Raw genomic sequence first — 1,217 nt, 5'->3', positions numbered from 1 at the left:
GGCTCGCGGACAGCTCTCTCGCAAGATCGTTTAGGGCGCTCCGTCGCGGACGGCCGAAACGGCAAAATGCCTGGTCAGAGGCCCTGTGAGCGGGTAGACTGACCCCTGTCCCGGAGGATGCATAGACACACATTGGACTACGCGGTCGGCACGCTTGCGGCCGTGGCGTTCGCCGGCGTCCTCTACGCGGTGGTATCGAGCTCCGCGACCCGGTCGCTGGTCTCCTCGGTGGTGCAGCGCGCGCTGACCGTGGCGTTCTGAGCGCGGCCGTGATGCCTGTGCGCTCCTCCCAGCAGCCGCCGCAGCCGGTGACCCGCCGACGTGGGAGATCCGTCCGCGGGTCGGACCGCGGCCAGGCCACCGCCGAGCTCGCGATCGGCCTGCCCTCACTGTTCGTCGTCTTCTTCCTGGCTGCCTGGATGCTCGGTGCCGTCGCAGCCCAGACCCGATGCGCCGACGCGGCACGCATCGGCGCCCGCCTGGCCGCCAGGGGGGAGCCGGATTCGGCCGTGCACACCATGGTGATCCAGGCGGCACCCGTCGGCTCCACCGTGACGCTGCACCGCGGCGCGGGTCGGCTCGAGGTCCAGGTGTCGGTGCACGTCGGTGGCATCGGCGTCAGCCGGCTGGTTCCCGGCATCGAGGTGGCGGCGCGGGCCGTCACCCCCGTCGAGGCGACGGTCGATCTTCCGTCCGATCTTCCGTCCGATGCCCCCACCGGATGCCCGGCCCGGATGGTGTCGTGAGCGGGGCGCGCCGGCTGAGGACGCTGCCGACCGTCACGCCGGGGGTAGCGCCGTCCGTCGCGGCCCCCGATGCGGGGTCCGCGACGGTATGGCTGCTGGCCGTCCTGTTCGCGCTGCTCTCGCTGGTGAGCGTCGCGTTCACCGTGACGGTGATCAGCGCGGTCCGGCAGCGGGCCGCTGGAGCGGCGGATCTCGCCGCCCTCGCGGCCGCAGCGATGCCGCCCGCCGACCAGCGGACGGTGTGCGCGCGGGCCGACGAGGTCAGCGCAGCCAACGGGGCGCGGCTGGCAGCCTGCCGGGTCGACGGCAACGCCGTCGAGGTGACGGTCCTCGCGCGCCTACCGACGGTACTCGGCCCGCTCCCGGAGCTGTCCGCCCACGCCCGTGCCGGGCCGTGGGGAGGAGCGGATGGTGTCTACTTCCCGGTCGGCGTGGACGACCCGGTTCCGGAACGGACGCCCTCGCGAGGTT

The 1,217-nt window shown here is 73.2% G+C and carries 3 protein-coding genes; all 3 read left to right on the top strand.

Translation table 11 applies throughout. From position 1 onward, the window contains the following. Positions 1–132: 132 nt before the first annotated feature. On the top strand, positions 133–261 hold the full coding sequence (locus AC08ON_RS06165; RefSeq protein ID WP_476608585.1) for a DUF4244 domain-containing protein: 129 nt from the start codon (positions 133–135) through the stop codon (positions 259–261). Between the two features lie 47 nt (positions 262–308). Then, entirely contained in the window at positions 309–746 is a 438-nt protein-coding gene (locus tag AC08ON_RS06160) for a TadE family type IV pilus minor pilin (protein ID WP_476616606.1), read from the top strand. After that, the coding region (locus AC08ON_RS06155) for an Rv3654c family TadE-like protein (RefSeq protein ID WP_476616605.1) at positions 743–1,217 on the top strand (475 nt) is incomplete at its 3' end. The genes AC08ON_RS06160 and AC08ON_RS06155, both read left to right, overlap by 4 nt.

The organism is Frankia sp. CoWAU3 (assembly GCF_977971855.1).
Note: the sequence above shows the minus strand (reverse complement) of the source record. Positions and strands in the feature narration are given on the sequence as shown.